24 protein-coding genes and 1 other annotated feature are annotated in these 22,959 nt (G+C 39.6%); of the genes, 20 read left to right on the top strand and 4 right to left on the bottom strand.

Going from position 1 to position 22,959, the window contains the following annotated elements; translation table 11 throughout:
- Positions 1–59: 59 nt before the first annotated feature.
- From rppH to ACXPAV_RS07770, 16 genes are all read left to right on the top strand, one after another.
- Positions 60–662 carry an RNA pyrophosphohydrolase gene (gene rppH / locus ACXPAV_RS07845; protein WP_458003163.1) on the top strand — a complete coding sequence of 201 codons (603 nt, stop codon included), beginning with the start codon at positions 60–62 and terminating at the stop codon, positions 660–662.
- Positions 663–664: 2 nt separating this feature from the next.
- Entirely contained in the window at positions 665–1,453 is a 789-nt protein-coding gene (locus ACXPAV_RS07840) for a sulfite exporter TauE/SafE family protein (protein ID WP_039134181.1), read from the top strand.
- Between the two features lie 7 nt (positions 1,454–1,460).
- Positions 1,461–2,276, top strand: coding sequence for a prolipoprotein diacylglyceryl transferase (gene lgt / locus ACXPAV_RS07835; RefSeq protein ID WP_018345561.1), 816 nt, complete (start codon positions 1,461–1,463; stop codon positions 2,274–2,276).
- Positions 2,260–3,111 (top strand): thymidylate synthase, encoded by an 852-nt coding sequence (locus ACXPAV_RS07830; RefSeq protein WP_458003162.1) that lies wholly within the window; start codon positions 2,260–2,262, stop codon positions 3,109–3,111. Before lgt ends, ACXPAV_RS07830 begins: the two co-directional genes overlap by 17 nt.
- A 299-nt stretch (positions 3,112–3,410) precedes the next feature.
- Entirely contained in the window at positions 3,411–4,058 is a 648-nt protein-coding gene (gene ccmA, locus ACXPAV_RS07825; RefSeq protein WP_458003161.1) for a cytochrome c biogenesis heme-transporting ATPase CcmA, read from the top strand.
- Positions 4,059–4,060: 2 nt separating this feature from the next.
- On the top strand, positions 4,061–4,723 hold the full coding sequence (gene ccmB, locus ACXPAV_RS07820) for a heme exporter protein CcmB (protein ID WP_458003160.1): 663 nt from the start codon (positions 4,061–4,063) through the stop codon (positions 4,721–4,723).
- Positions 4,724–4,753: 30 nt separating this feature from the next.
- Positions 4,754–5,491 carry a heme ABC transporter permease gene (locus tag ACXPAV_RS07815; protein ID WP_039160543.1) on the top strand — a complete coding sequence of 246 codons (738 nt, stop codon included), beginning with the start codon at positions 4,754–4,756 and terminating at the stop codon, positions 5,489–5,491.
- Between the two features lie 12 nt (positions 5,492–5,503).
- A complete protein-coding gene (ccmD, locus tag ACXPAV_RS07810) occupies positions 5,504–5,716 on the top strand; it encodes a heme exporter protein CcmD (protein WP_065230658.1) in 213 nt (70 codons plus the stop codon).
- The gene (gene ccmE, locus ACXPAV_RS07805) at positions 5,713–6,252 is read left to right on the top strand and encodes a cytochrome c maturation protein CcmE (protein WP_065230659.1); all 540 of its coding nucleotides are present in this window, start codon (positions 5,713–5,715) and stop codon (positions 6,250–6,252) included. The genes ccmD and ccmE overlap by 4 nt, the downstream gene beginning before the upstream one ends.
- A complete protein-coding gene (locus ACXPAV_RS07800; RefSeq protein ID WP_039173001.1) occupies positions 6,249–8,207 on the top strand; it encodes a heme lyase CcmF/NrfE family subunit in 1,959 nt (652 codons plus the stop codon). Before ccmE ends, ACXPAV_RS07800 begins: the two co-directional genes overlap by 4 nt.
- Positions 8,200–8,766, top strand: a complete 567-nt coding sequence (locus tag ACXPAV_RS07795; RefSeq protein ID WP_039134201.1) for a DsbE family thiol:disulfide interchange protein — start codon at positions 8,200–8,202, stop codon at positions 8,764–8,766. Before ACXPAV_RS07800 ends, ACXPAV_RS07795 begins: the two co-directional genes overlap by 8 nt.
- Positions 8,751–9,227, top strand: coding sequence for a cytochrome c-type biogenesis protein (locus ACXPAV_RS07790; protein ID WP_065230661.1), 477 nt, complete (start codon positions 8,751–8,753; stop codon positions 9,225–9,227). Before ACXPAV_RS07795 ends, ACXPAV_RS07790 begins: the two co-directional genes overlap by 16 nt.
- Positions 9,228–10,127: a c-type cytochrome biogenesis protein CcmI gene (ccmI, locus tag ACXPAV_RS07785; RefSeq protein ID WP_065230662.1), complete on the top strand. Its 900-nt coding sequence runs from the start codon at positions 9,228–9,230 to the stop codon at positions 10,125–10,127.
- 19 nt (positions 10,128–10,146) lie between these two features.
- Positions 10,147–10,659: a molybdopterin-guanine dinucleotide biosynthesis protein MobB gene (mobB, locus tag ACXPAV_RS07780; protein WP_458004405.1), complete on the top strand. Its 513-nt coding sequence runs from the start codon at positions 10,147–10,149 to the stop codon at positions 10,657–10,659.
- A gap of 3 nt (positions 10,660–10,662) precedes the next feature.
- On the top strand, positions 10,663–12,066 hold the full coding sequence (locus ACXPAV_RS07775) for a DHA2 family efflux MFS transporter permease subunit (RefSeq protein WP_458003159.1): 1,404 nt from the start codon (positions 10,663–10,665) through the stop codon (positions 12,064–12,066).
- 130 nt (positions 12,067–12,196) lie between these two features.
- Positions 12,197–13,801 carry an ABC transporter substrate-binding protein gene (locus tag ACXPAV_RS07770; protein WP_458003158.1) on the top strand — a complete coding sequence of 535 codons (1,605 nt, stop codon included), beginning with the start codon at positions 12,197–12,199 and terminating at the stop codon, positions 13,799–13,801.
- A 62-nt stretch (positions 13,802–13,863) separates the two neighbouring features.
- Here ACXPAV_RS07770 and hisD read toward each other — a convergent pair whose 3' ends face one another.
- The 4 genes from hisD to mtr all read right to left on the bottom strand — a co-directional run bounded on the left by hisD (position 13,864) and on the right by mtr (position 18,344).
- Positions 13,864–15,150 (bottom strand): histidinol dehydrogenase, encoded by a 1,287-nt coding sequence (gene hisD, locus ACXPAV_RS07765; protein ID WP_458003157.1) that lies wholly within the window; start codon positions 15,148–15,150, stop codon positions 13,864–13,866.
- 9 nt (positions 15,151–15,159) lie between these two features.
- Positions 15,160–16,059: an ATP phosphoribosyltransferase gene (gene hisG / locus ACXPAV_RS07760; RefSeq protein ID WP_039172982.1), complete on the bottom strand. Its 900-nt coding sequence runs from the start codon at positions 16,057–16,059 to the stop codon at positions 15,160–15,162.
- 30 nt (positions 16,060–16,089) lie between these two features.
- Positions 16,090–16,209 (bottom strand) — a sequence feature (His leader region).
- Positions 16,210–16,335: 126 nt separating this feature from the next.
- On the bottom strand, positions 16,336–17,088 hold the full coding sequence (locus ACXPAV_RS07755) for a class I SAM-dependent methyltransferase (protein WP_458003156.1): 753 nt from the start codon (positions 17,086–17,088) through the stop codon (positions 16,336–16,338).
- A gap of 2 nt (positions 17,089–17,090) precedes the next feature.
- Positions 17,091–18,344, bottom strand: coding sequence for a tryptophan permease (gene mtr / locus ACXPAV_RS07750; RefSeq protein WP_458003155.1), 1,254 nt, complete (start codon positions 18,342–18,344; stop codon positions 17,091–17,093).
- A gap of 319 nt (positions 18,345–18,663) precedes the next feature.
- Between mtr and ACXPAV_RS07745 the strand changes: the two genes are divergently transcribed.
- The 4 genes from ACXPAV_RS07745 to deoD all read left to right on the top strand — a co-directional run bounded on the left by ACXPAV_RS07745 (position 18,664) and on the right by deoD (position 22,817).
- The gene (locus tag ACXPAV_RS07745) at positions 18,664–19,935 is read left to right on the top strand and encodes a NupC/NupG family nucleoside CNT transporter (RefSeq protein ID WP_458003154.1); all 1,272 of its coding nucleotides are present in this window, start codon (positions 18,664–18,666) and stop codon (positions 19,933–19,935) included.
- Positions 19,936–20,039: 104 nt separating this feature from the next.
- Positions 20,040–20,819, top strand: coding sequence for a deoxyribose-phosphate aldolase (gene deoC / locus ACXPAV_RS07740; protein WP_458003153.1), 780 nt, complete (start codon positions 20,040–20,042; stop codon positions 20,817–20,819).
- A gap of 29 nt (positions 20,820–20,848) precedes the next feature.
- Positions 20,849–22,081 carry a phosphopentomutase gene (locus tag ACXPAV_RS07735; protein ID WP_065233100.1) on the top strand — a complete coding sequence of 411 codons (1,233 nt, stop codon included), beginning with the start codon at positions 20,849–20,851 and terminating at the stop codon, positions 22,079–22,081.
- Positions 22,082–22,097: 16 nt separating this feature from the next.
- Positions 22,098–22,817, top strand: a complete 720-nt coding sequence (deoD, locus tag ACXPAV_RS07730) for a purine-nucleoside phosphorylase (RefSeq protein ID WP_210639963.1) — start codon at positions 22,098–22,100, stop codon at positions 22,815–22,817.
- The last annotated feature ends 142 nt before the right edge of the window (positions 22,818–22,959 follow it).

The raw sequence follows: 22,959 nt of genomic DNA, 5'->3' as shown, positions 1-22,959 counted from the left end.
TAGTATGAAACAATCAACATTATCTTTTTTATCTGAATTTTAGTTTAAGGTTGTCGATAGTGATCGATTTCGACGGTTATCGTCCTAACGTCGGTATTGTTATTTGTAACCAAAAGGGACAGGTCTTTTGGGCGAAGCGATATAATCAAAATTCGTGGCAATTCCCTCAAGGCGGCATTAATCCAAAAGAAACGCCGGAACAAGCGATGTATCGTGAGCTTTATGAAGAGGTGGGTTTAACCGCCAATGATGTCAAAATTATTTATAGTTCAAAACACTGGTTGCGTTATAAATTACCTAAACGTCTTATTCGCCACGATTCTCGTCCGGTTTGTATCGGACAAAAACAGCGTTGGTTTCTGTTGCAACTTGTTAGTTCGGAAAAAAATATTAATATGAATGTTGGCTCATCGCCGGAATTTGATGGTTGGCGCTGGGTTAGTTTTTGGTATCCGGTAAGACAGGTTGTGTCATTTAAACGAGATGTTTATCGCAAAATTATGAAAGAGTTCTCAGCGATTCTATTTAGCCAAAGAGAAAATGAAGCTACTGCATCTACTGTAAATTATCAGAACGTTCAAAATAAGCGTAATTACGCCAATAATAAACGCTCTTTTTCCGCAAAATATTCAAAACGTTTGTTTAATAAAACAAGGAGTTAGTAATGCTCACATTTTTTCTTATCTGTTTAGTGGTTGGTGCGCTTGTCGGATTTCTTGCCGGTTTGTTCGGTATAGGAGGTGGTTTAATTATTGTGCCGGTGCTGGTCTATTTATTACCGATGGCAGGCATTCCGGATAATTTATTGATGTCATCAGCGTTGGGTACTTCGTTCGCTACCATTGTCGTTACTGGTTTTTCTTCCGCACAACGCCACCATAAATTGGGCAATATTGTTTGGGATGCCGTGAAAATTTTGGCACCTGTCATTATGGTAACTACATTTATTTCAGGGCTGTTTATTGGCAAACTGGATAAAGCGATTGCCAGTAAAATTTTTGCCTGTTTAGTCGTCTATCTTGCATTGAAAATGGCGTTGTCGATTAAGCCAAAACAGGCAGTGAAAACATTGACTAAAACGGCTTCGGTAGTTGGTGGAATATTGATTGGTATCGCTTCCAGTGCTGCCGGAATTGGGGGCGGCGGTTTTATTGTGCCGTTTTTAAATTCTCGCGGTATCGATATGAAAAAAGCGATTGGGTCGTCCGCTTTCTGTGGAATGTTGCTTGGTTTGTCCGGTATGTTAAGTTTTATTATTGGTGGCTGGAATGCCGATATGCCGGATTACTCTTTGGGTTACGTCTATTTACCGGCGGTGGTCGGCATTACCGCAACTTCATTCTTTACTTCAAAATTGGGTGCGACAACAACAACCAAATTGCCGATTCCTACCTTAAAACGTTATTTTGCGTTGATGTTGATTGCCATTGCGATAGATATGTTTATTAAATAGAGTGGTTATGAATAGCGAATTTTTTACCTATCCTCAATTTGATCCTGTCATTTTTGCTGTCGGACCGATTGCGCTGCGTTGGTACGGCTTGATGTATTTGATCGGTTTTTTATTTGCGCGCTGGTTGGGAATGCGTCGAGTAAAACGCCCTAACAGCGGTTGGAGCGCCGATCAGTTTGATAATTTGCTTTTTAACGGATTTTTAGGTGTCTTTTTAGGCGGACGTATCGGCTATGTTCTGTTCTATCAATTTGATCTTTTCTTGCAGGATCCGCTTTATCTGATTCGGGTGTGGGAAGGCGGAATGTCGTTTCACGGTGGGCTAATCGGTGTAATCGTGGCGATGTGGTTGACCGCCAAGGCACAAAAACGGCAATTCTTTGCCGTCGCTGATTTTATCGCACCACTCATTCCATTCGGTTTGGGAATGGGGAGAATAGGTAATTTCATTAATGATGAATTGTGGGGCAGAGTAACAGATGTTTCTTGGGCAGTGCTGTTTCCGAGCGGCGGCTATTTACCGCGACATCCGTCACAACTCTATGAAGCCTTTTTGGAAGGCGTGGTGTTGTTTACTATTTTAAATCTGTTTATTCGTAAACCGCGTCCAACCGGCGCGGTTTCAGGTCTGTTCTTGTTCTGTTATGGCGTGTTCCGTTTTATTGTTGAGTTTTTCAGAGAACCGGATCCACAGTTAGGGCTTTATTTCGGACACGAAATTTCAATGGGACAGATTCTTTCGACACCGATGATTGTTATCGGGCTTGTCATTATTTGGTTTGCATATCAGCGTAAGGGGAAAAACAATGAAACAGTATCTTGATCTTTGCCAACGTATTATTGATGAAGGCGTTTGGGTAGAAAATCAGAGAACCGGAAAACGTTGTTTGACCGTGATTGATGCCTCATTAACTTACAATGTCGCTGATAATGAATTCCCATTGATTACCACGCGAAAGAGTTTCTGGAAAGCGGCTATTGCTGAATTATTGGGCTATATTCGTGGCTATGACAATGCAGCTGATTTCCGTAAATTGGGCACCAAAACGTGGGATGCGAATGCCAATGAAAATGCGGCGTGGCTTGCCAATCCGTATCGCAAAGGTGAGGATGATATGGGGCGCGTCTACGGCGTGCAGGGGCGTTCGTGGCGTAAACCAAATGGCGACACGGTCGATCAGTTGCGCAAAATTGTCAATGATTTAAGCAAGGGCATTGATGATCGTGGCGAAATTTTAACGTTTTATAATCCGGGCGAGATTGAACAAGGCTGCTTGCGCCCTTGTATGCATACACACACATTTTCGCTATTGGGTGATACGCTCTACTTAACCAGTTATCAACGTTCTTGTGATGTGCCGCTCGGATTGACGTTTAATCAAATTCAGGTGTTTACCTTTTTGGCATTAATGGCACAAATTACCGGACATAAGCCGGGCAAAGCGTTCCATAAGATTATCAATGCACATATTTATGAAGATCAACTGCCATTAATGCGTGATGAACAATTAAAACGAGAACCTTATCCGTTACCGCAGTTGGAGATTAATCCGGATATCAAGACATTGGAAGATTTGGAAACTTGGGTCACGTTAGATGATTTCAAAGTGCATAATTATCAGTGTCATCCGGCAATTAAATACCCGTTTTCTGTTTAGTTGAATAAAAGATAGTGCTGTGTACCCAATGTTTTAAGCAGTGCTATCTTGGTTATTTAAGTAGCTTCATAAAAAGATCCAGCATTGGTGCAGTTTTGCGGTAGATCAAAAAAAAGTGTGATACCAATATATCAAAAAAATCTTATATATCAATGAATTAAAATTCATTTAATCTTATTTTATACCGAAAATTACTACCAAAGAGGTATAATTCGTATTCAGATAAAAATACCACCTATTGCCTGCTTGTGTTAGAATTTCCGCTCGTTAAATTAATCTCACAATGTATTTATAAATATATGAATCTAATCAATCAGTTACAAGTTAATCACCTTAGTTGTCAACGAGGTGAACGCATTTTGTTTAACGATGTTAATCTCTGTTTCCAGAGTGGTGATTTTGTACAGATTGAAGGGCATAACGGAGTGGGTAAAACAACGCTGTTACGTGCATTAAGTGGGCTTTCTCGACCAAGAGAAGGGCAGGTTTTGTGGAATAATGAATCGATTTTTCAACAGCAGGAAGAATTTAATCAAAATTTACTGTTTTTAGGACATCATTCCGGCACGAAACCGGAATTATCTGCTTGGGAAAATTTGCGTTTTTTCCAAAAAACAACTAATAGCCGTCAACAGGTGGAGATATTGTGGGAAACCTTACAAGTTGTGGGATTGCTAGGGTATGAAGATATTCCGGCAAATCAACTGTCAGCAGGGCAGCAAAAACGTGTAGCATTGGCGAGATTATGGTTATCAACCGCGCCATTATGGATTTTGGATGAACCGTTTAATGCGATTGATAAACGTGGTGTGCAGGTTTTAACGAATTTATTTGAGTTTCACATCAGTCAGGGCGGAATTGTGATTATTACCAGTCATCAGGATGTGCCGAGTCGAATAGTGCAAAAAGTGCAGTTGGAAAAATATAAATTTATTGAAAGCGAATAAAGATGATTTTTTACGAAGTAATTAAGCGAGAATTACAAATTGCAATGCGAAAACCCGGTGAGATTTTAAATCCGCTGTGGTTTTTTTTAATTGTCATTACGCTGTTCCCATTGGTTGTCGGGCCTGAACCGCAATTGTTATCCCGTATTGCACCCGGTATTGTTTGGGTGGCGGCATTATTGTCGGCATTACTCTCTTTTGAGCGTCTGTTTAAAGATGATTATTTGGACGGCTCTTTGGAACAGTTGATCTTATTGCCGATGCCGTTAGCAATGACGGCGCTTGCCAAGATTTTTTCGCATTGGTTATTAACCGGTATCCCGTTAATACTGTTATCACCGATTGCCGCACTTTTATTATCGCTTGAAGTGGACGTATGGTGGGCGTTGGTGCAAACCTTATTTGTCGGCACACCGATTTTAAGTTGTTTGGGTGCAGTAGGCGTGGCATTGACCGTAGGCTTAAGAAAAGGCGGTGTGTTATTAAGTTTATTAGTGGTGCCGTTATTTATTCCAGTGCTTATTTTTACAGCAGCCGTATTAGATGCTGCTTCATTGCATCTGGTGTACGGCGGACAATTGGCTATTTTGGGTGCAATGTTAGTGTTAGCTTTGGTCAGTTGTCCTTTTGCGGTAGCGGCGGCATTACGCGTAAGTTTGCAATAACAATAAAATAAATAGAAGGGTAGAAAAATTATGTGGAAATGGTTACATCCATACGCAAAACCGGAAACGCAATATCGTATTTGTCAGCGTTTGATCCCGTTTTTAGGCATTGCTTCACTGCTTGTACTTATGGTCGCGATGATTTGGGGGTTGGCATTTGCACCGGCAGATTATCAGCAAGGCAATAGTTTTCGTATTATGTATATTCACGTACCGGCAGCAATTTGGTCGATGGGAATTTATGCTTCAATGGCAATTGCCGCTTTAGTAGCATTGGTTTGGCAAATTAAACAGGCAAATCTTGCGATGGTGGCAATGGCACCGATTGGTGCAGTGTTTACTTTTTTGGCATTGGTAACAGGAGCGGTATGGGGAAAACCGACTTGGGGAACTTGGTGGGTTTGGGATGCCCGCTTAACTTCAGAATTAATTTTATTATTTCTCTATTTTGGTGTTATTGCATTATATAGTGCATTTCAAGACAAAAGTATCGGTGCTAAAGCGGCAGGTATTTTATCAATTGTTGGTGTGGTGAATTTACCGATTATTCACTTTTCGGTGCAATGGTGGAATACCTTACATCAAGGGGCAAGTATCACAAAATTTGAAAAACCATCTATTGCTACAGAGATGTTGATCCCGTTATTGTTAGCGATTTTAGGTTTTATGTTATTGAGTGTTTATTTAACAGTGGTGCGTTATCGTAATGAATTGCTCAGTGCGGATAGGAAACGTGCGTGGGTGCAAACATTGGTCGCAAAAAAGTAGAAGGAAGAAAGAATGACACCATTTTTTGACAGTTGGAGTGCTTTTTGGCAGATGGGAAACCACGGTTTATATGTGTGGCTTTCTTATGGTATTTCAGTGATTTCGGTATTGGCATTAGTGGTCATTAGCCATAGAAATAAAGAAAAAATTTTGCAGGAAGTTGCAAAAGAGCAACAACGTCAACAACGAATGAAACAACAAGTATCATCGGAGAAAAGATTATGAACCCACGTCGTAAATCAAGACTGTATTTAGTGTTATTTGTACTTGCCGGTATTGCTATTGCGGCTGGGCTAATGCTGTATGCGTTACGTCAAAACATTGATCTTTTTTATACACCGAGCGAAGTAATATATGGCAAAAATAATGATGCTGCTTTGAAGCCTGAGCCTGGACAACGTATTCGGGTTGGTGGAATGGTAGTAACCGGAACGGTTGAACGAGATCCGCAGAGTTTAAAAGTGAAATTTCAATTAAACGATATTGGACCGGCAATTAATGTGGAATATGAAGGGATTTTGCCAGATCTTTTCCGTGAAGGACAAGGTATAGTTGCACAAGGTACGTTAAAAGATGCAACGACATTAGTGGCAAGTGAAGTATTGGCAAAACACGATGAGAATTATGTGCCGCCTGAATTGGGTGAACAAATGAAAAAAGTTCATAATCCAATGGGCGTATCTGAGAAAGATCTTAGCTCAGAATCGGAACGGGATAAAATGATGTTAGAACAAAAATCGCAAGCTGAGGAGAAACAATGATTGCTGAACTCGGGAATTATGCGTTAGCGTTGTCATTGGCGATAGCTGTTTTACTGACAATCGTGCCGTTATGGGGTGTTAAACAAAATAATCCATTATTAATTTCCTTAGCAAGACCGATGACGGTGGGGTTATTTTTAACCCTCTCCTTTGCCTTTTTTGCATTAATGTATCTGTTTGCGATTAACGATTTTAGTGTGCAATATGTGGTAAATAACTCAAACAGTCAGTTACCGATCTATTATCGTTTATCCGCCGTTTGGGGATCGCACGAAGGATCTTTGTTATTGTGGATTTGGTTGTTAAGCTGTTGGAGTTTGGCAGTTGCTGTTTTTAGCCGTCGCTTACCTCAAGATTCTATTGCCAGAGTATTAGCAGTAATGGGAATGATCAGTATCGGCTTTCTGATTTTTGTCATTTTTGCGTCTAATCCATTTACACGAACATTTCCGGAGCTACCGGTTGATGGTAAAGAGTTGAATCCGATGTTGCAGGATATCGGGCTGATTTTCCATCCACCGTTGTTGTATATGGGATATGTTGGTTTTTCAGTGGTTTTTGCATTTTCTATTGCTTCTCTAATGAGCGGTAATTTGGATACTGCTTGGGCAAGATGGTCAAGACCTTGGACATTAGCGGCTTGGTGTTTCTTAACTTTGGGAATTGTGTTGGGATCTTGGTGGGCTTATTATGAACTCGGTTGGGGTGGCTGGTGGTTTTGGGATCCGGTAGAAAACGCTTCTTTTATGCCGTGGCTTGCCGGTACAGCGTTATTGCACTCTCTTGCGGTAACAGAAAAACGTGGCAGTTTTAAAGCTTGGACGGTTTTATTGGCAATTCTAGTCTTTTCTCTCTGTTTATTAGGCACATTTTTAGTGCGTTCCGGTATTTTAGTTTCCGTGCACGCGTTTGCTTCTGATCCAACTCGAGGATTGTATATTCTGGCTTATCTAGTGGTTGTGATTGGCGGCTCGCTGGCGTTATATGCTTATAAAGGTAGCCAAATTCGCTCTCGGGATAATTATCAACGCTATTCACGAGAATCAATGCTGTTACTCAATAATGTGTTATTGATGACGGCGTTGGCGGTAGTGTTGTTAGGTACATTATTGCCATTGGTGCATAAACAGTTGGGCTTAGGTTCAATCTCAATTGGTGCACCGTTTTTTGATCAGATGTTTTTAATCATTATGGTGCCTTTTTCTTTATTGTTAGGCATTGGGCCTTTAGTGAAATGGCGGCGTGATCAATTTTCCGTTATTAGAAAACCGGTTGTGATCAGTGTAATTGTAATGGCGTTATTAGGTTTTATTTTGCCGTTAATATTAGCAGATAAAATAACAGTTAGTGTTGTCTTAGGTACAATGATGACGGTAATTATCGTATTGTTAGGTGCTTATGAATTACAGCAACGTGCTACACATCGCAGTTCATTTTTGCAAGGTATCAGTAAACTTTCTCGTTCACATTGGGGAATGTTTTTTGCCCATATTGGTGTCGCAGTAACCGTGTTCGGCATTGCTTTTAGTCAGAATTTCAGCATTGAAAAAGATGTGCGAATGAGTGTCGGAGATAGTGTCGAGGTCGCAGGTTATCAATTTACTTTCAGTCAGGTTAAAGAGAGTAATGGGCCTAATTATTTAGGTGCTACTGCAGAAATTGATGTGAGTAGAGAGGGCAAAAAAATTACTCGATTAGAAGCGGAAAAACGTTTTTATCAAGTAAGTCGAATGAGTATGAGCGAAGCGGCGATTGATGCTGGCATTACACGCGATCTTTATGCAGCGTTAGGAGAACGTTTGGATAATGGTGCTTGGGCGGTAAGACTCTATTATAAACCATTTATCCGTTGGATTTGGTTTGGTGGTTTATTGATGGCATTCGGCAGTGTTTTATGTATGTGTGACCGCCGTTATCGTTTCAGTAAATTGGTTAAGGGTGCAGTTTATGAATAAAAAACTCTATTTGCCGTTAATTATTTTTTTAATCTTTGTGATTGTTGCAACAGTAGCGTTGATTCGTAATGCACAGGGAGAAGATCCGAAAGCCTTGGAATCTGCATTGGTTGGTAAAAAAGTACCGGTTACAGCACACTTAATGAATCTATTTGATCAGAGCAAATCTTATAACGATCAACTGTTTTTACAGCAAAAACCGCTATTGTTAAATGTATGGGCAACTTGGTGCCCAACCTGCTTTGCTGAACATCAGTATTTAAATCAATTAGCGAAACAAGGAATTACCATTATTGGCATCAACTATAAAGATGATGTTGAAAAAGCAAAAAAATGGCTGAATGATTTAGGTAATCCTTATCAAGAAGTGATTAACGATCAAAAGGGAAGCTTTGGTTTGGATCTTGGTGTTTATGGTGCACCGGAAACGTTTATTGTTGATTGCCAAGGCATTATTCGTTACCGCCACGCTGGAGACATAAATCAGCAAGTGTGGCAGCAGAAATTACAGCCGCTTTATGAGAAATATGCGGAGGAGGCGGTATGTTCAGCCAAATAAAAAAAATGTTGTTTGTTCTGTTGTTATCTTTCGGATATGTTGTTGCTGCCAATGCTGCGATTGAGGCGTTACATTTCAGTTCTACTGAGCAGGAGCAAACTTATCATCAATTAACTCAGGAGTTGCGCTGTCCGCAATGTCAGAATAACAATATCGCTGACTCTAATGCTTTAGTGGCGACAGATATGCGTGGCAAAGTGTTTGAACTGCTACAACAAGGGAAAAGCAAACAAGAAATTATTGATTATATGGTAGCTCGTTACGGTAATTTTGTTACTTATGATCCGCCACTTACTGCTGCGACACTGGTTTTATGGTTGGTGCCATTATTTCTTTTAGTTGTTGGTGTGATAATTTTTTGGCGTAAACGTCATTCATTAGCAGATAATGCAATTGAAGAAGATTTAGATGATGCTCAACAACAGCGGTTACAGCAGTTATTAAAAAAGGATAAAGCATAGATGAATTTTTGGTTAAGTGTTTTAGCATTAACATTGGTAATTGCCGTTATCTGTTTTTTACCGTTGTTACGAAAAACTAAAGAAGCAACGGAAATAAAACGTGAAGTATTTAATAAAGCCTTTTATTTCGATCGTGTGAGAGAAATTGAGGAGGCTGCAAAGCAGGGATTATTGGATAACGAGCAACAATTAAAAACAGAATTACAGCAGTCGTTATTATCCGATATTCCGGAACAGTCTAACGCGACACCGCTTTCAGTAAGGAACTTCGGCAAAATATGGTTTGTTTCCGCTTTTTTGTTGTTGCTAACAATGGCGTCAGCAAGTTATTTTGCAGTTGGATCTTGGCGAGCTGAACAGATGTTGGAGCAATCTTATCAAAACTTACCGCACTTTTTTGAGCGTTTGAAAGATGAACAAAAACAACCATTATCCAATGCTGAATTGGAGCAGTTTATTGTTGCGTTGCGCCAGGAATTGCAGCGTAATCCTGAAAATGCTGAATATTGGTGGTTAATGGGACAGATGGCGATGGCAACAGATAAAGCACAATTAGCGATGGATAGTTATGCCAAAGCCTATCAATTACAGCCAAGTGATCTTACCTATAAATTGGCTTACGCCAGAATTTTAATGTTTTCTCAAGATCAAAATGACAATAGCAAAGGACGGGCGTTATTATCGGAAGTAATTCGTCAAGATCATAGTAATGCCGATGCATTAGGCTTGTTGGCATTTGATAGTTTTCAGCGTGGTGATTATAAAATGGCGATTGTCAGTTGGAATATGATGTTGCAACTGTTGCCAAAAGATGATCCGAAACGTGAATTATTGGAGCGTAGCATTGAAAATGCGCGTCAAGAAATGCAACGGCAACAGCCAAATTCATCACAAAAATAAAAAAGAGGGGGTAGTGATAATGATCCCGATGCTGGGTATTACAGGATATAGTGGTACCGGAAAAACGACATTATTGGAAAAGTTATTGCCATTATTAGCAGCACGTGGGATTCGTACGGCAGTGATCAAGCATACTCACCACAATGTGCAGTTGGATAAACCGGGAAAAGATAGTTGGAGAATGCAACAGGCAGGGGCAAAACAGGTTATTATGACTTGTGATCAACGCTGGGCATTGATGACGGAAACGCTCGCACCGGTTTCACTGAATTATCTTGCCACTCAATTTGATCCGCAGTTGGTCGATCTCATTTTGGTAGAGGGGTTTAAACAGGAACCTATTGCAAAAATTTTGTTGCATCGTCAACAATTGGAAAAGCCATTGCCTGAAATAGATGATTACACCATTGCATTGGCGTTAGATTATCGCTTATCCTTAAGCACAACAGATGTACCTCAGTTAGATATTAATCAACCACAGCAGATCGCCGATTTTATTGTTAAATATTTCAATCATAATCAAGGGAAGTAGTTTATGGCTTCTCAGCTAAGTAAAGAGTATCAAGGCTTGGCGTGGATCTCATCGATTGCGTTTTTTATGCAAACTCTCGATGTTACTATCTTAAATACTTCATTACCGACCATTGCACACGATTTAAATGAATCACCGCTAAATATGCAGTTAACCATCATTAGTTATGCATTAACTGTAGCATTATTTATGCCACTTAGTGGCTGGATTGCTGATCGTTATGGGACATTAAAAGTTTTCCGTTATGCAGTAGCGATGTTTGTTATCGGCTCGATATTCTGTGCTTTCTCCTCTTCATTAAATGTTTTAATTTTATCTCGTATTGTGCAAGGTGTTGGTGGCGCAATGATGATGCCAGTTGCCAGATTAACTTTGATCAAAACAGTGCCGAAAAGTCAGTTGTTATCGGCGTGGAATTTAATGGCAATGGCAGGATTAACCGGACCGATTATGGGACCGTTACTTGGTGGTTTTTTGGTAACTTATATGTCTTGGCATTGGATTTTTTTAATTAATATTCCGGTTGGTGTCATCGGTATTTGGTGTGCACGTTTTTATATGCCTAATTTGATAGGAACAGCAAGTAGATTTGATATTATTGGTTTTGCCCTGTTTTCCGGTGGAATTGTTCTGGCTACATTAGGTTTAGATTTTATTGGTGAAGCTATGCGTGATAAGGATTTGGCTTCTTCATTCGTTGTTATTGGATTTTTACTGGTTGGGAGTTATGTGTTGTATGCTAAAGGTAAAAAACGGGTGCTATTTCCGCTTTCAGTCTTTAGAAATTCTACGTTTTCGTTAAGTATGATCGGCAACATTTTGATCAGACTTTCTTCCGCCGGCGTACCTTTTTTATTACCGTTAATGTTGCAGTTGGGTTTGGGCTATCCGCCGGATAAAGCCGGAATGATGATGGTGCCGTTGGCAATCAGTTCAATTATTATGAAGCCGATTAATACTAAAATTATTGCGAAATTCGGCTATAAAAAGACTTTAATTTGTGTCAGCATTTTATTAACTTTGGCTATTCTATGTTTGGGCTTGGTCGGTATTTATCAGCAATTATGGTGGACCATTATCAGCATAATGTTTTATGGTGCTTGTATTTCAATGATTTTCTCCAGTGTCAATACTTTGATGGTCAGCGAATTAAAAGATGATCAAGTTAGTGCTGGTACAACGCTATTAAGTGTGGTACAACAGATCGGTATCAGTTTAGGAATTGCCGCTGCTTCTGTGGTATTAAACTTATACTATCAGCATACAGCACAAGGTACGGAGTTGATGGCGAGTTTTAGTTATACCTTCTTTACCTTATCTATTTTTGGCATATTATCGTTGGTAACATTCTTGTTCTATCGAACAGATGTTGGGGCTGTAATGCAAAATAAACGTGGTGAATCATAGTTATTCAATTTGGTTATAAAACGAAACTTTTTGTTATTTCAGTTTCAGTTCTGATTGACTATGCTATATCGCTATAGTGCGTAAGTTTGATCTTGGACGCATAATAAAAACATTACTTAGGAGTAATCAGATGAAGTTAAAATCAGTTTTTGCTTTAAGTGCAGTGGCAGCGACTTTATTAGGAGCAGCTAATTTTGTTTATGCAGATAAAACCTTTATTAACTGTACCAGCCGTTATCCGCAGGGAATTAGCCCGGCATTGGTAATGGATGGCATTTCTTATAATGCCAGTTCACAGCAAGTTTATGATCGTTTAATTAACTTTAAACGAGGATCGACTGAGATTGAACCGGGATTAGCAGAAAGTTGGGATATTTCTACCGATAATTTGACTTATACTCTACATCTTAGAAAAGGTGTAAAATTCCACAGTAGTAAAAATTTCAAGCCAACACGTGATTTCAACGCTGATGATGTGATTTTTTCTTTTATGCGTCAGCTTGATCCTAATCATCCTTATCACAACGTGTCGAAAGGCACCTATCCTTACTTTAATGCGATGAAATTTCCGCAATTATTAAAATCGGTTAAAAAAGTGGATGATAATACCGTAGAAATTACCCTAACTCGTCCAGATGCTACCTTTTTACCGACATTAGGAATGGATTTCCTCTCTATCTACTCATCGGAATATGCAGATCAAATGATGAAAAAAGGTACGCCGGAAAAAGTAGATACCGATCCGATTGGAACAGGTCCATTTGTTTTTGCAGGTGCAAAATTGGATCAGGCACTGCGTTATAAAGCTAACCCAAATTATTGGCGTGGTAAAACCCCGATTGATACTTTAATTTTTAGTATTACGCCGGATGCCACAGCACGTTATGCAAAATTGCAGAAAGGGCAGTGCGATATGATTGATTTCCCGAATGCTGCAGATCTTGAACGGATGAAGAAAGATCCTAAAGTTCAATTAGTTTCTCAACCGGGATTAAATGTTGCTTATATTGCGTTTAATACTGAGAAAAAGCCGTTTGATAATGAAAAAGTACGTCAGGCATTAAATTATGCTGCGGATAAATCAGCGATTATTGAATCTGTGTATCAAGGGGCAGGTATTCCTGCAAAAAGCCCTTTGCCACCTACAATTTGGAGCTATAACAACAGTATTCAAGATTACCCATTTGATTTAGAAAAAGCGAAACAGCTTTTAGCGGAAGCAGGTTTCCCTAATGGTTTTGAAACTGAACTATGGGTGCAGCCGGTGGTGCGTGCTTCTAACCCTAATCCTCGCCGTACCGCAGAAATTTTACAGAATGACTGGGCAAAGATTGGTGTAAAAGCAAAATTGGTCAGTTATGAATGGGGTGATTATATTAAGCGCACTCGTGCTGGAGAGTTTACTGCCGGAATTTATGGTTGGTCAGGTGATAACGGTGATCCGGATAACTTTTTATCGCCGTTGTTAAGTTGTGAAAATGCCAATAACGGTAGTAACTATTCTCGTTGGTGTAATAAAGAGTTTGATGCTTTGCTGGCAAAAGCAATAGTTACTTCAGACAAAAATGTGCGTATTCCGTTATATGAACAGGCACAGGAAATTTTCCATAAAGCGGTGCCGTGGATTCCTGTGGCTCACTCGGTCAGCTATACACCGTTAAGCCCTCGTGTTCGTAATTATGCACAGAGTCCTTTTGGCTATAATGCGTTTTATGGTGTTGATGTTGTTGAGTAAAGTTTAAAGAAGCAAAAGCGAGTAATTTGATTTACCCGCTTTTTGTTTGCTTAATTATTTGCTTATTTTAAGCTGTTACATCTTAAGGTAACGGCATTTTTATGTGCTTGTAACTGTTCTGCTTCTGCCATTAATTCAACGGTTTGCGCAAGATCTAAGAAGCCTTGCGGCGTTAATTCCTGAACGGTCATTCGTTTACTAAAATCTGCTAAACCAAGACTGGAGCTAGTTTTACTATAACCATAGGTTGGTAAAACGTGGTTTGTTCCGGAGGCATAATCTCCCATACTCTCCGGTGAATAGGCACCTAAGAAAATAGAGCCGGCGTTATCCAGTTGAGGTAATAGTGATCTTGCTTCTTTAACCTGCACGATTAAGTGTTCAGGCGCATAATCATTACTGATTTCAACACATTGCGCTAAATCCTGTGCCAAAATAATACGACTGTGTGATAACGCTTTTTCAGCCGTTTCCGCACGTGGCAGCTGTGCAAGCTGGCGTTGAATTGCCAATTCTGTCTGCTGTGCCAATGTTTCACTGGTGGTAACCAAAATAACTTGAGAGTCAGCACCGTGTTCTGCCTGTGATAACAGATCTGCCGCTACAAATTCTGGATTAGCGTATTCATCTGCAATGACTAATACCTCTGAAGGTCCTGCCTGCATATCAATTGCAGCACCGTTAGGATCTTGGCTAACTTGACGTTTTGCTTCAGTAACAAAAGCATTTCCCGGTCCGAAAATTTTATCTACTTTCGGGATAGATTCTGTACCAAATGCCATCGCCATTATCGCTTGAGCGCCGCCTACCTGATAAATGGTTTCTAATCCACATAAAGAAGCTGCATATAGAATTTCATCTGCAATAGGCGGTGGGGAACAAAGAATAATCTGTTGACAACCAGCGATTTTAGCCGGTGTTGCTAGCATTAATACTGTTGAAAACAGCGGCGCAGAACCACCCGGAATATAAAGTCCAACTTTGTTGATTGGGCGAGTTAACACTTGGCAACGAACGCCTGATTGAGTTTCTAAATCAACAGGTTGTGGTTTTTGTGCTTGATGAAAAGTTGCAATATTACGTTGTGCAGTCTGAATAGCTTGTTTTAATTGTGGATCAATACGAGCTTCAGCTTCGGTAATCTGTTGTTTGGTTACTTTTAGCTGGGGCAATTTAACCTTATCGAAACGCTCATTGAGTTGAAACAGCGCCGCATCGCCTTGAGAAAGAACTAATTCACGGATTTCATCCACTGCCGCTTGAATCGTTTTTGAACTACCGATAGCTGGGCGTTGCATTGCTTGGCGGCGTTGTTGTTGATCTAAATTATTCCAAATAAGAGTCTTCATAACGATTCCTTAATTCATCATTTTTTCTATTGGTAATACTAGAATAGAACTTGCACCGATTGCTTTTAATTGTTCCATTGTTTCCCAAAATAGGTTTTCTTGGCTTACCATATGGAGTGCTACACGATCATCTTCGTTTGCCAGTGGCAAAATAGTTGGATCTTCAACCCCCGGTAATAAAGCGACAACTTCTTTTAATTTGCTCTTAGGCGCGTGCAACATAATGTATTTAGATTCTCTAGCCTGCATTACGCCTTGAATACGTGTTAATAATTTATCAATTAATTGTTGTTTTGTCGGTTCTAAAGTTCCGGTTTGTTGAATTAAGCAGGATTTTGAACGATAAATAACATCGACTTCACGTAATCCATTTGCTTCAAGAGTCGCACCGGTAGAAACTAAATCGCAAATGGCATCGGCTAATCCGGCACGAGGCGCTACCTCAACCGAGCCGTTTAATAAACAGCTTTTGAATTTTAAGCCACGTTCATTCATAAAGCGTTTTAATAATTGCGGATAAGACGTTGCGATACGCATATTATTGAGTGATTCTGGTCCATCATATTCGGCATCTTGAGGCACGGCTAATGATAAACGGCAGCCACCGAAATCAAGACGAGTCAACATTTTATAATTGGCTTCTTCACCGCTGGATAGTCGTCGAAGTTCTTCTTCCTCCAGCACATTCTCACCGATAATACCAAGATCTACCACTCCATCGAAAACTAATCCGGGAATATCGTCGTCACGAACACGCAAAATATCTATTGGTAAATTCTCTGCGTAAGCAATTAAACGCTGTTCATTTAAATTAATTTTTACCCCACATTGTTTGAGTAATTCTTGTGATTCTTTACTTAAACGACCTGATTTCTGCATTGCAATGCGTAAACGAGATTTATCTGACATTGTGTAACTTCCTTTTTTTACTTGTTAAATATTAAAAAACCCTTCGAAATAACTTCCGAAGGGTGTAGCTGAAATTTGTACTCTCGGAAGTTGAATCTTCCAAGCAATACCAAACGCCTGAAAGATTATTCAGTAACGTGATGGTGATGATGAGAGTAACGAATAAATAACATTTGCTTAATTCTAATTGAAAAACTTTATTTAAACTATGCGATTTTTTTTGATTATGCAAGTTTTTTCTCTAAAAAAGGATAAATTTTAAACTCTTGGTAACCTTTATTGTTTTATTGCTTTCACAAATAAGAGTACTGGACGATGTTGTAGATCTTTAAACTCCTGATGCCATTGCTTTTGATCGGTAAGCATAGGTTCTTGTAATTGTGCTATTTGAAAACCGTTATTGATCAGATCATTAACAATAGTTGATATAGTACGATGATAGGTTTTAAATGGTTGTTTAAACCAATTTCGTTGTCGTTCTCCTTCATCACGATAAAAGTTGAGCCGATAAGCAATTTGCTGTTTATTTTCATCTTTTAACCAGCGATCGCCACCTTGATAGCAGGTTACAATTGGGTGTTCCTGAGAGAAAATGAGCTGTCCGTGCGGTAGCAATTTTGCGTAAATTTGTCGTAATAAATCAGGAAAATTTTCGATGTAATGAAAAGCAAAAGAGCTAGTAATGATGTCAAATTGCAGATCGGTATATTGAGATAGATCCTGCATCGCTCCAGCAAACAATTTAAATTGATTAGTATTAAATCCGGCACTTTTAAGATTTATAGCCGCTTGTTCTAGCATTTTTGTTGATAAATCAATGCCTGTTACTTGTTTAGCGCCTTGCTGTAAATAGTGCAATAAATGCGAACCAGTTCCGCAACCGAGATCAAGGATAGTTTTATTGCTCACATCCCCAACCATTGCAAACATCGTTGGTTTTTCAACAACTTCATTTAAGCTAATCGGATTTTTCCGAAGTTTTTGATATAACTCGAAAAAATCCGCTTGATCATAGATGCTGGTTTGCATTATTAACCTTTAAATATAGGCAAATAGCCGAAACGAGCAGCTAACTGTGCAATGATATTTAACACACCGAATAGGATGATGAAGTAAATCATAAAATTGCCACCGAATACAGTATAGCTTTGCTCAGGGAATTTTTTGCGGCAGGCGCGAGCCAATAATGCCGGAACAATTGCAGCCCAAATTGTTGCAGCCAAACCGGCATAACCAATGGCAATAACGAAACCGAAAGGGAACTGCAAACTAAGTAATAGCGGTGGTAAGAAAGTGATCAACGTTGTTTTAGTTCTACCGCTAATGCTGTCATCAAATTTAAAGAGATCAGCAATGTAATCAAAAAGCCCTAAAGTAACACCTAAGAATGAACTGGCAATTGCCATATAGGCAAAGAAATTCAGAATAACCGCCATATATTCTGTTTGAATATATTTATTTAAAGCGCCGAGCAATGCGGCAATATCACCATCTTTTTCGATAACCGGTGCAAATTCCTGACGAGGCAAATTTCCTTGAATTGCCAGCTGCCATAATACATAAATAAATAATGCGATTAATGTACCTAAAATGATCGCATTTTGTACTCGTTTACCATCGCGATCATAATATTTCACTAAGCTTGGCACATTGCCGTGGAAACCGAAAGAAACTAAGCAGACAGGCAATGCTGCAAGCAAATAAGGTAGATAGCTTTGCTCTCCTTGTGCGATGGTATTGAATAAAACATCAGTTTTTACTGAAGTTAACAAGCCGGTGGTGGAAAGGAAAAAAGCAACGACCATACCGAAAATTAACACTGTGGTAAAACGGTCTACCGCTTTAGTTGATAACCAAACAAATGCGGCAAGAATTAAGCAGAAGATAAGTGAACCAAAGCTTCTTCCCAGTTCAACTGCATTGCTATCGGTGGTAAGTAGTTGATTAAGCAAATTTTCTGTAATGCCACCACCTGAGGTTATATAGGCGTAAGTTAAAATATATAGCACGAACACAAGTGATAAACTATTGATAATATTCATACCATTACCAAGCAAATCTTTAACAATGGTGCTGAAACTTGCTCCGGTAGGATAATGAAGATTAGCCTCTAGAATCATTAATCCGGAGGTAGTCATACAGAACCAAGTATAAATTAACGCTAGGATTGAACCAACAAACCATAATCCGGCGGTTGCGGTTGGGTTGGCAAACATTCCAGCGCCGATTGCCGTTCCAGCAATAATCATTGCGCCACCAAGTAAAGAAGGAAATTTTTGGTTCATAATATATTCTCCGATAAATTTTTGCACTATTATAGTAGTACATCATAAAAAGTAAATAGAGAAACTAATGTATTTTTCTGTAGATAATTTGCAGATAAAAGAACGGAAACATTTTTTTATTATAAAAAATCGTTTTAAATGGTAAAAATGAGCTTTAAGTAATCGATTCCGTTCTCATTTTTACAATTTTTTCAGCAAAATTTTCAGAAAAAAGGTATAGTTATCAGCGTTTATCCTAAGGTAGAGAATATTTGATGCTATGGGATAACTTGAGGGTTTCTTCTATCAATTAATAGCCATTTTCCAATTAGGGGTAGTTATGGACTCACTTATGAGTATTATCGGCATTGTTGTGTTATTGGCAATTGCCTTTCTATTATCAAATAATCGCAAAGCGATCAGTCTTAGAACGGTCGGTGGCGCATTCTTAATTCAAATCGGTATCGGCGCATTGGTGCTTTACTCGGAGTTAGGGCGTCAAGCATTGCTCGGTGCGGCAGAAGCTGTGAACAAAGTTATTGCATACGGTAATGAAGGAATTAGTTTCCTTTTCGGTGGTTTGGTCAGCGATAAAATGTTTGAATTGTTTGGCGGTGGCGGCTTTATTTTTGCTTTCCGGGTCTTGCCGGCAATCGTTTTCTTCGCCTCTTTAATTTCTGTGCTTTACTATTTAGGCATTATGCAATGGGTTATCCGTTTAATCGGTGGTTTCCTTCAAAAAATTCTTGGCACATCTAAAACAGAGTCTATGTCAGCCGCTGCCAATATTTTTGTAGGGCAAACCGAAGCTCCGTTAATCGTGCGTCCGTATATAGCCACAATGACCCAATCTGAATTGTTTGCAATTATGTGTGGTGGATTAGCTTCTGTGGCTGGTTCAGTAATGATCGGTTATGCACAAATGGGCGTACCGCTTCCATATTTGATCGCTGCATCCTTTATGGCAGCACCGGGTGGATTATTATTTGCAAAAATTCTATTCCCACAAACTGAAAAAACGAACGATGATTTGAAATCAAATGATGTTGATGAAAAGCCATCCAATGTGCTTGATGCGGCAGCAATGGGAGCATCATCAGGTATGCAATTAGCAATGAATGTCGGTGCGATGTTACTTGCTTTCATTGCATTAATTGCGTTATTGAACGGTATTATCGGCGGCGTTGGAGGCTGGTTTGGTTATGGCGAACTTAATTTGCAAACTATTCTTGGTTGGGTATTTCGTCCGCTAGCTTGGGTAATCGGTGTACCTTGGAATGAGGCTGAAATTGCTGGTGCAATGATCGGTGAAAAATTGGTACTAAATGAATTTGTTGCATACGTTGATTTTGTTAAATACCTTTCACCTGAGTCTTCCGTAGTATTGGCAGAAAAAACTAAAGCAATTATTACTTTTGCACTTTGTGGTTTTGCTAACTTCAGTTCAATTGCTATTTTAATCGGTGGATTGGGAACAATGGCACCGAATCGCCGTAAGGATATTGCTCGTCTTGGTATTAAAGCGGTTATTGCCGGTTCGCTTTCTAATTTAATGAGTGCGGCAATTGCAGGATTATTCATCGGTTTGGTTGGGCCTGTATTAATGGGATAGTAGTTGTGCTAGAATAGCGCATAGTGAAACACCACGACAATTTGTCGTGGTGTTCTGTTATCAGGGGATAGAAAACGTTTGCTTTTTATAAAAAAGGAATAATTATGACAATACTTACTCTTACTCAAGCGGCTGAATTAGCCCTATCCTTAATGGATTTAACCACATTAAATACCGATGATACTGATGAGAGTGTGATCTCACTTTGTGATAAAGAACAAAATAGTATCGGACAGACTGCAGCGGTTTGTATTTATCCACCATTTATTCAAACTGCAAAAACAAGATTACAACAGCTCGGTTATCCGCAAGTGAAAGTGGCAACTGTAACTAACTTTCCACAAGGCGCAGCAGATATTGAATTGGCGAAAGCCGAGACGGAAATGGCAATTAAAGCCGGAGCTGATGAAGTGGATGTAGTATTTCCATATCGTGCTTTAATGGCAGGCGATGAGAAAATTGGAGCAGAATTGGTAAGAGCTTGTAAACAGGTATGTGGGAATAAAGTACTCAAAGTGATTATCGAAAGCGGAGAATTAAAAACGGCGGAGTTGATTCGTAAAGCTTCTGAAATTGCCATTCGTGCTGGTGCTGATTTTATCAAGACTTCAACTGGAAAAGTGACGGTTAATGCAACTTTGGATGCGGCAAAAGTTATGTTGGAAACTATTCGTGATTTAGGTGTTCAAGATCGTGTCGGTTTTAAAGCAGCAGGAGGTGTTCGCACTGCTGAAGAGGCTCAGCAATATTTACAACTTGCAGCGGATTTGTTCGGTGAACAGTGGCTTACACCGCGTCATTTCCGTTTTGGGGCTTCAGGGCTATTAAATAATTTATTAGCAACTTTGGGTGAGAAGACAACTGCGGTGCGTGCCGGTTATTAATCATCATAATCAAATGAAAGAGGGATATTATGAAACGTGTATTTATTATGATGTTGGATTCTTTCGGTATTGGGGCGGCGGAAGATGCTGATAAATTTGGTGATGCTGGTTCTAATACTTTGGGTCATATTGCACAACGTTGTGCTGATGGATTGGCTAATGAAGGGCGTGAAGGCGTATTGAAAGTGCCTAATTTGACTAAATTAGGGCTAGGATTGGCAGCGAAAGAGTCGTGTGGCGTATTTCCAGCCGGTTTGGATGAAAATGCGGAGATTATTGGCGGTTATGCTTATGCGAAAGAAATTTCATCAGGTAAAGATACGCCATCTGGTCACTGGGAAATTGCCGGTGTGCCAGTTTTATTTGATTGGGGTTATTTCCCAAAACACGAAAATTCATTTCCACAGGAGTTATTGGATCGTATTGTGGAAAAATCAGGCATTCCAGGCTATTTAGGTAATTGCCATTCATCCGGTACTGTTATTTTGGATCAATTGGGTGAAGAACATATGCGTACTGGTAAACCAATTTTTTATACGTCTGCTGACTCTGTATTCCAAATTGCTTGCCACGAAGAGACTTTCGGTTTGGAAAAATTATATGAACTTTGCCATTTAGTGCGTGAAGAGTTGGAGGGGTACAATATCGGTCGTGTTATTGCGCGTCCGTTTATTGGCGATAAAGCAGGTAATTTCCAACGTACCGGAAATCGTCACGATTACTCTATTGAACCGCCTTCAGCAACGGTATTACAAAAATTAGTTGATGAAAAACAGGGCGAAGTGGTGTCAATTGGTAAAATTGCTGATATTTATGCTCATACAGGCATTACTCGTAAAATTAAGGCAACCGGCTTGGAAGAGTTATTTGACCGCACATTAGAAGAGGTGCGGGCAGCCGGAGATAAAACCATTGTATTTACTAACTTTGTGAATTTTGACTCTGATTTTGGGCATCGCCGTAATGTGGCAGGATATGCATCAGCATTGGAATATTTCGATAAACGTTTGCCTGAATTGCTCAAATTGGTTACTGGGGATGATCTATTAATCATTACTGCTGATCACGGTTGTGATCCAACTTGGAGTGGAACCGATCATACACGTGAACATATTCCGGTTCTTTTGTATGGTGCAAATGTACCGAAACAATCTTTTGGTAAACGTGAAACTTTTGCTGATATTGGACAGACCATTGCCAATTATTTTGGTTTGAGTGCAATGGATTATGGTACAGCAATGATTAATTTTGAAAATAAATAACAAGAGGAAATTAGATATGGCAACTCCACATATTAATGCAGTTGATGGTGCGTTTGCAGATGTTGTATTAATGCCGGGTGATCCGCTTCGTGCGAAATATATTGCGGAAACCTTTTTAGAAAATGCGGTTGAAGTGACCAATGTGCGTAATATGCTTGGTTATACCGGCACTTACAAAGGTCGTAAAATTTCGGTGATGGGGCACGGAATGGGCATTCCGTCTTGCTCTATTTATGCCAAAGAGTTGATTACTGAATATGGCGTGAAAAAAATTATTCGTGTCGGTTCGTGCGGTGCAGTGCGCCAAGATGTGAAAGTGCGTGATGTGATTATCGGCTTGGGGGCTTGTACTGATTCTAAAGTCAACCGTATCCGCTTTAAAGATAATGATTTTGCGGCGATAGCCGATTTTGATATGACGCAAGCAGCTGTTCAGGCAGCAAAACAGAAAGGGGCAAAAGTGCGTGTCGGTAATCTTTTCTCTGCTGACTTGTTCTATACACCGGATGTTGAGATGTTCGATGTTATGGAAAAATACGGTATTCTTGGCGTGGAAATGGAAGCAGCCGGTATTTATGCGGTGGCGGCGGAATATGGCGCAAAAGCATTGGCGATTTGTACCGTTTCCGATCATATCCGTACCGGAGAACAGACCAGCTCTGAAGAACGTCAATTAACCTTCAATGATATGATCGAAATTGCATTGGAATCGGTTTTAATCGGCGATCAACAATAAATCTTAATGATTGAATCGGGGTGCTGACAAGCACCCTATTTTTTTGTAAGAAGCAAATAAAAAATTGCATTATTTGTATCAAAAAACACTTTCTTTTTTAATAAAAATCGGTACTATACCGCCCTCATTGTGAATGAATTAT

Source organism: Gallibacterium sp. ZY190522, assembly GCF_054166015.1.
This window is presented reverse-complemented; position numbering and strand designations above follow the sequence as displayed.

Excerpts from the sequence above, each read along its gene's own strand:
- ACXPAV_RS07840 (WP_039134181.1), top strand. The coding sequence starts at position 665 with ATGCTCACATTTTTTCTTATCTGTTTAGTGGTTGGTGCGCTTGTCGGA.
- lgt (WP_018345561.1), top strand. The coding sequence starts at position 1,461 with ATGAATAGCGAATTTTTTACCTATCCTCAATTTGATCCTGTCATTTTT.
- ACXPAV_RS07830 (WP_458003162.1), top strand. The coding sequence starts at position 2,260 with ATGAAACAGTATCTTGATCTTTGCCAACGTATTATTGATGAAGGCGTT.
- ccmA (WP_458003161.1), top strand. The coding sequence starts at position 3,411 with ATGAATCTAATCAATCAGTTACAAGTTAATCACCTTAGTTGTCAACGA.
- ccmB (WP_458003160.1), top strand. The coding sequence starts at position 4,061 with ATGATTTTTTACGAAGTAATTAAGCGAGAATTACAAATTGCAATGCGA.
- ACXPAV_RS07815 (WP_039160543.1), top strand. The coding sequence starts at position 4,754 with ATGTGGAAATGGTTACATCCATACGCAAAACCGGAAACGCAATATCGT.
- ccmD (WP_065230658.1), top strand. The coding sequence starts at position 5,504 with ATGACACCATTTTTTGACAGTTGGAGTGCTTTTTGGCAGATGGGAAAC.
- ccmE (WP_065230659.1), top strand. The coding sequence starts at position 5,713 with ATGAACCCACGTCGTAAATCAAGACTGTATTTAGTGTTATTTGTACTT.
- ACXPAV_RS07800 (WP_039173001.1), top strand. The coding sequence starts at position 6,249 with ATGATTGCTGAACTCGGGAATTATGCGTTAGCGTTGTCATTGGCGATA.
- ACXPAV_RS07795 (WP_039134201.1), top strand. The coding sequence starts at position 8,200 with ATGAATAAAAAACTCTATTTGCCGTTAATTATTTTTTTAATCTTTGTG.
- ACXPAV_RS07790 (WP_065230661.1), top strand. The coding sequence starts at position 8,751 with ATGTTCAGCCAAATAAAAAAAATGTTGTTTGTTCTGTTGTTATCTTTC.
- ccmI (WP_065230662.1), top strand. The coding sequence starts at position 9,228 with ATGAATTTTTGGTTAAGTGTTTTAGCATTAACATTGGTAATTGCCGTT.
- mobB (WP_458004405.1), top strand. The coding sequence starts at position 10,147 with ATGATCCCGATGCTGGGTATTACAGGATATAGTGGTACCGGAAAAACG.
- ACXPAV_RS07775 (WP_458003159.1), top strand. The coding sequence starts at position 10,663 with ATGGCTTCTCAGCTAAGTAAAGAGTATCAAGGCTTGGCGTGGATCTCA.
- ACXPAV_RS07770 (WP_458003158.1), top strand. The coding sequence starts at position 12,197 with ATGAAGTTAAAATCAGTTTTTGCTTTAAGTGCAGTGGCAGCGACTTTA.
- hisD (WP_458003157.1), bottom strand. The coding sequence starts at position 15,150 with ATGAAGACTCTTATTTGGAATAATTTAGATCAACAACAACGCCGCCAA.
- hisG (WP_039172982.1), bottom strand. The coding sequence starts at position 16,059 with ATGTCAGATAAATCTCGTTTACGCATTGCAATGCAGAAATCAGGTCGT.
- ACXPAV_RS07755 (WP_458003156.1), bottom strand. The coding sequence starts at position 17,088 with ATGCAAACCAGCATCTATGATCAAGCGGATTTTTTCGAGTTATATCAA.
- mtr (WP_458003155.1), bottom strand. The coding sequence starts at position 18,344 with ATGAACCAAAAATTTCCTTCTTTACTTGGTGGCGCAATGATTATTGCT.
- ACXPAV_RS07745 (WP_458003154.1), top strand. The coding sequence starts at position 18,664 with ATGGACTCACTTATGAGTATTATCGGCATTGTTGTGTTATTGGCAATT.
- deoC (WP_458003153.1), top strand. The coding sequence starts at position 20,040 with ATGACAATACTTACTCTTACTCAAGCGGCTGAATTAGCCCTATCCTTA.
- ACXPAV_RS07735 (WP_065233100.1), top strand. The coding sequence starts at position 20,849 with ATGAAACGTGTATTTATTATGATGTTGGATTCTTTCGGTATTGGGGCG.
- deoD (WP_210639963.1), top strand. The coding sequence starts at position 22,098 with ATGGCAACTCCACATATTAATGCAGTTGATGGTGCGTTTGCAGATGTT.